General features: G+C 69.8%; 5 protein-coding genes, 1 tRNA gene and 1 pseudogene. 4 read left to right on the top strand and 3 right to left on the bottom strand.

Translation table 11 applies throughout. The features are described 5' to 3' along the window. The coding region (locus tag I53_RS33620; RefSeq protein WP_043345997.1) for a hypothetical protein at window positions 1–208 on the top strand (208 nt) is incomplete at its 5' end. A 162-nt stretch (window positions 209–370) separates the two neighbouring features. On the opposite strand, the gene I53_RS01710 is transcribed toward I53_RS33620, so the two are convergent. The 3 genes from I53_RS01710 to I53_RS01720 form a co-directional block, all read right to left on the bottom strand. Further along, a complete protein-coding gene (locus tag I53_RS01710) occupies window positions 371–574 on the bottom strand; it encodes a hypothetical protein (RefSeq protein ID WP_043345991.1) in 204 nt (67 codons plus the stop codon). Next, entirely contained in the window at window positions 571–747 is a 177-nt protein-coding gene (locus tag I53_RS01715) for a hypothetical protein (RefSeq protein WP_251982186.1), read from the bottom strand. The genes I53_RS01710 and I53_RS01715 overlap by 4 nt, the downstream gene beginning before the upstream one ends. A gap of 191 nt (window positions 748–938) precedes the next feature. Next, window positions 939–1,013 (bottom strand) — tRNA-Val (locus I53_RS01720). Between the two features lie 356 nt (window positions 1,014–1,369). Here I53_RS01720 and I53_RS01725 point away from each other — a divergent pair. The 3 genes and pseudogenes from I53_RS01725 to I53_RS01735 all read left to right on the top strand — a co-directional run. Continuing rightward, a complete protein-coding gene (locus I53_RS01725; RefSeq protein ID WP_043345999.1) occupies window positions 1,370–2,413 on the top strand; it encodes a hypothetical protein in 1,044 nt (347 codons plus the stop codon). 2 nt (window positions 2,414–2,415) lie between these two features. Beyond that, window positions 2,416–4,599 (top strand): glycosyltransferase family 2 protein, encoded by a 2,184-nt coding sequence (locus I53_RS01730; protein WP_083935937.1) that lies wholly within the window; start codon window positions 2,416–2,418, stop codon window positions 4,597–4,599. A 167-nt stretch (window positions 4,600–4,766) separates the two neighbouring features. After that, window positions 4,767–4,998 (top strand): annotated as a pseudogene (locus I53_RS01735) (MFS transporter); the annotation flags it as partial.

The following is a 4,998-nucleotide window of genomic DNA, read 5'->3' on the forward strand; positions in this document are numbered from 1 at the left end:
CGGGCGTGCCGCCCCCTGCATGCGCCTGGATGATTCGACGATGCCCGGTGACCTGATCCCCTGCAGCCTGTTCCTGATCGGGATCCTCGTTTCGCTCGCCGCGGATTGTCGCCTGCGCCGTGTCGAGCCGGCGCCCTGGGCCAACGGCTGCATCACGGCCGCCGGGGCCGCCCTGGTCTTCGCGGCCTGCGCGGCTGCGATGCGCTGAGGAACCGCCAGCCCCAGGACGCACTTTCCCACCGGCAATCAGGCGCCGCGCCAGGACGTGCGGCCGGCTGGGCGAGGGATTCATGGTTTCGATGCAGGCCCTGATCGGCTGCGGTCTCGTTCTCACCGGGATATTGATCGAAAGTGCTGCGTCGGCAGGTCGCTACCCCAGCGCGATCAGCATCCAGGTGCGAGCCTTCGCCATCAGCTCCCCATCCCCGGCCGACGGATCGGACGCGATCACGCGGCCGATGATCTGGCGGGCGTCCGTGCCACTCATCCCGATTCCCTGCGCGAAGCCGCTCAGGCGCTGCATCAGGCGATTGGCGGTGGCTTCGCGATCCAGATCGGCCTCGGGCTCGCTCATCCGTTCACCGGGTGCGCCAGCAGGATCGCGGTCCGGACCATGGTGCGCGTCCAGGCCGGCGTGTCGGTGGTGAGCGCATCGGCCGCATGGGCGTGCGTTCGGATGGTCACGACGAGGTCGAGGCTCCAACCCTTCGCAAGCGGGTACGCGTCGGTAGCGAGGTTGGCCGGCACCGCGTCGACCGCAGCATCGATCTCCTGATCGGTGACCTCAGCGGCTTTCCGGACTTCGGAGACGGTCGGGTCGGTGGCTACGCGAACCTGCGGCTGATGTCCGCTGAACCCGCCTCAGATTCGCCGAACCTGAGGGACCTGTTAGAAAACCGTCTTCGGTCAAAAAAACCATCCAACCTCGCTCGGTTAGATGGTGGGCGCGACAGGGATCGAACCTGTGACCCCTACCATGTCAAGGTAGTGCTCTCCCGCTGAGCTACGCGCCCGGGCCGGAGCCGTTCTTGCTCCGGTGGGCGGGGCCTATAGCGGCTGGCCGGCGAGGGCGCAAGCAGAACCTGCATCGCGGATCGGATCGATCGCGCCCGGCCGGGCACCGGACGACCGGATCGCGACGGGGCCGGACTGCATCGGCGATGTCTGGCAAGGGTTTGCGGGCAAGGGTTTGCGGGAAAAATCTTCGGGCGGGTTCAATCGACCGGCTTGGATGCGGTTCGAGGCCGAAGCCGGCCCTGGTGCACGCCGGCGGAAAAATGCGCTATGGCCCTGCCGCTCGGCATCAGGCCGTGCCGCGACACATGGCGGACACAGGGCGCCGGCATGCCGCCGCCTCACGCTTCAGGACATGCGCTACTTCATCGACCACGATCAGGGCGTTGCGATCCGCGGCTGGATCGTGCCGGACAATCCCCTCGCCATCAGCCGGGTCGTGGTCGCGGTCGACGGACGACGCGTGGCCGAGGTCCCGGCCAGCGTCATCGACGAGGCCTTCAAGCGCAACGGGTGGCATGCCACCGGGCAATGCACCTTCGTGGTCACGGAGGCGGAGGTGCCGGGGCTGACGGAGATCCCGCGGCTCGAATTGTACGATGCCGACACCAACGTGATGGTCTATCGCCGCATGCCGCCCGAGGGGCTGGTGCGGTTGCGGACCATGCTGATCAACACCGGCATCGAGCCCGAAACCGTCCTCCAGACGGCGCTCTTCCCGCATTTCCAGCATTGCTATTTCGGCATCCATAAGCTGCCGGACGAGATTCTCACCTGCGTCCTGACCGGCCCGGCCGCCCCGTCGGCCTTCCTGTCCGGCGCCGTGACCGTCCCGCGCTACGAGAACTTCCTGACGCCGGACCTGATGATCACCGCCATCCTGCTGCAGGAGCCGCAGATCGAGATGGCGACCCGGATGCGCTGGCTGAAGGCTCGGGCCGGGGATGCCGCCGATCCCGCACGCAGCTGGCGCCTGGGCCCGCTCGCCGAGGCCGCCGCCTTCGCGGAGGGGTACGACTTCTCCGACGTGAAGAGCCTCAAGCGCTTCTTCCGCATGCTGCCCGAACCCGCCTACCGGCTGCTCTACAATCCGCTGACCCGCCAACTCGGGACCCGCATGCCGGACGACCGGCTGCATCCGGGCAACTCCATCGCGGCGATCGAGATTCTCGCCCGCGTCGGGATCGTCGGGCACAAATCCCGGTTCCCCGCCTTCGCATCGACGCTGTTCGACCGCCTGGGGATCGCCAAGCCGATCCCGGCCCTGCCCCCGGTGCCGGCCGAGACGATGGCGCTCGCCGAGCGCCTGAAGGCCGTCAAGGCGGTGGAAGACATGATCGTCTTCGATGTCGCCATGTCGGATGCCGTGAAGGCCTCGGTCGACAAGAGCTGGAGTTGAGGGTGCCTGCGTCCGGGGCGGAGGTGCCCGAATTCCAGCCCCTGCCGGCGCAGCTCACGGGGCTCTGGCGCAAGCGGCGCGACCTCGCGGCGCGGGCGGCCTCGGACGGCCTGCGCGTCGCCCTCCCGGGCCTCGCGGGCCGCTGGGTCGAGATCGTCCTGTCCAACGACCCGGCCGAGGGCCGCGACACCCTCCCGGACATCAGCTTCGTCGGACCGGACGGACGCCCGGGCACGGTGCTGCCCCAGGAGGCCCGGGGCGGGGGCGCCTTCGCGTGGATCGGCCGCCTGCCCGAGGACGTCGTCGCGTTGCGCGTCGCCGATCCGGCGGGACGGGTCCCGGTCCGGCTGCGTCGGATCGCCGTGCATCGTCTCGCCCGGCCGATCCTGGCCGCGCGCGGTCTCCTGCGCGATCCCGGCCTGACCGCCCAGGCGCTCGCTTGGCGGATCCTCGGCAAGAAGGTGCGCGCCCGTGGCTTCCTCGGCCGGGCGCTGCGCCACCGGCGCGTCAGCGGCTACGAGGCGTGGCTCGGAACCCACAGCCTGCGCCGTGCGGAGCGGGACGGGATCGCCGCCGAGATCGCCGCCTGGACCGATCCGCCGCTGATCTCCGTGCTGATGCCGGTCCACAATCCCGACCCGAAGGTGCTGCGGGCGGCCCTGGCGTCGCTGCGCGCGCAGCTCTATCCCCACTGGGAATTGTGCGCCGTCGACGACGCCTCCACGCGCCCCGAGATCCCGCGGATCCTGAGCCGGGCGGCCGAGGCCGACCCGCGCATCCGCGTCCTCACCCGGCCGGAGAACGGCCACATCGCCCGGGCGACCAACGACGCGCTGGGCATGGCCCGGGGCGCGGTCTGCGCCTTCATGGACCACGACGACGCGCTCACCGAGGACGCCCTCTACGAGGTCGCCCGGGCGCTGCGCCGCGATCCGGACCTCGTGCTGATCTACAGCGACGAGGACAAGATCGACGGGCGCGGCCGCCGGTTCGACCCGCATTTCAAGGCCTGCTTCGACCGCGAGCTTCTCTACGCCCAGAACTATATCAACCATCTCACGGTCGTGCGCACCGAGGCGCTGCGCGCCGTCGGCGGCCTGCGTCCGGGCTTCGAGGGCAGCCAGGACCACGACCTGCTGCTGCGACTCACCGACGGGCTCGATCCCGGCCGCATCCGCCACATCCCGCGGGTGCTCTATCACTGGCGCGCCGCGCAGGGCTCCGGCACCTTCTCCGACCGGTCCCTCGCCCGGGCGGAGGCCGCGCGTTTGCGCGCCCTGGAGGAGGTCGTGGCCCCCTGGGGCGGCCGGGCGGAGCGCGGTCCCGGGGGCTTCAACCGCCTGATCCGGCCGCTGCCGGCGCCGCCGCCGCGGGTCTCCGCGATCATCCCGACCCGGGACCGGGCCGAGATCCTATCGGTGACCCTCGACGGCTTGCTCGGCGCGACCGACTACCCCGACATCGAGGTGGTCATCGTCGACAACGACAGCCGCGAGCCCGAGACCGCCGCCCTGTTCGCCCGCTACCGGGACGATCCGCGGGTGCGCGTTGTCCCGGTAGCGGGCGCCTTCAACTTCTCGGACCTGTCGAACCGCGGCGCCGCCGCGGCCACCGGCCCGGTGCTCCTGTTCCTCAACAACGACATCGAGGTGCTCGAGCCCGGCTGGCTCGCCGAGCTGGTCCGCCACGCGGTGCGGCCGGAGATCGGGGCCGTCGGGGCGAAGCTCCTCTATCCGGACCACACGATCCAGCACGGCGGCATCGTCCTCGGGATCGGCGGCGTCGCGGGCCACAGCCATCTCGGCGTCGCGGACGCGGATCCGGGCTATTTCTGCCGCATGGTCATCGCCCACGAGGTCTCGGCGGTCACCGGCGCGTGCCTCGCCATGCGGGCCGATGTCTTCGCGGCGGTCGGAGGCTTCGACGCCGAGGCCCTGAAGGTCGCCTTCAACGACGTCGATCTCTGCCTGAAGATCCGCCGGGCCGGCTACCGGATCGTCTGGACGCCCTTCGCCAGATTGATTCACCACGAGTCGAAGAGCCGCGGGGCCGAGGACACGCCCGAGAAGCGGAAGCGCTTCGAGGGCGAGGTGCTGACCATGCTGGACCGCTGGGGTCCCGAGCTGCGCGCCGACCCCTATTACAACATCAACCTGTCACGGAATTCGGCGCATTACCGGGTGTGAGCGGTCCACGCCCCGTGGCGCCGCCGATGGCCGCGACCACCGGTGCTATGCATGCGTCAGTGGGTGAACTTGCGTCCGGAGCCGGTTGCGATACCTCTGGACATGCCGCATGAGGCGGTTCCGGCCAAGGCGACCCCATAGGCGCGCGGCGAGGGCGGCAGCCAACAATGAGTTCGAATACCCCAATGGCCTCGGCCACGATCCTGGAGCGCGACGCCCAGCAGGCGGTGGGAGACCACAAGGTCCATCCCAACGAGATCGCCATCGGTGTGGTGATCGGACGCGCGTCCGAATACTTCGACTTCTTCGTCTTCGGCATCGCCTGCGTGCTGGTCTTCCCGAAGGTGTTCTTCCCCTTCGTCGACCCGCTGAAGGGCACGCTCTACGCCTTCTCGATCT

The organism is Methylobacterium sp. B1, assembly GCF_000333255.1.
Classification (GTDB): Bacteria; Pseudomonadota; Alphaproteobacteria; order Rhizobiales; family Beijerinckiaceae; genus Methylobacterium; species Methylobacterium fujisawaense.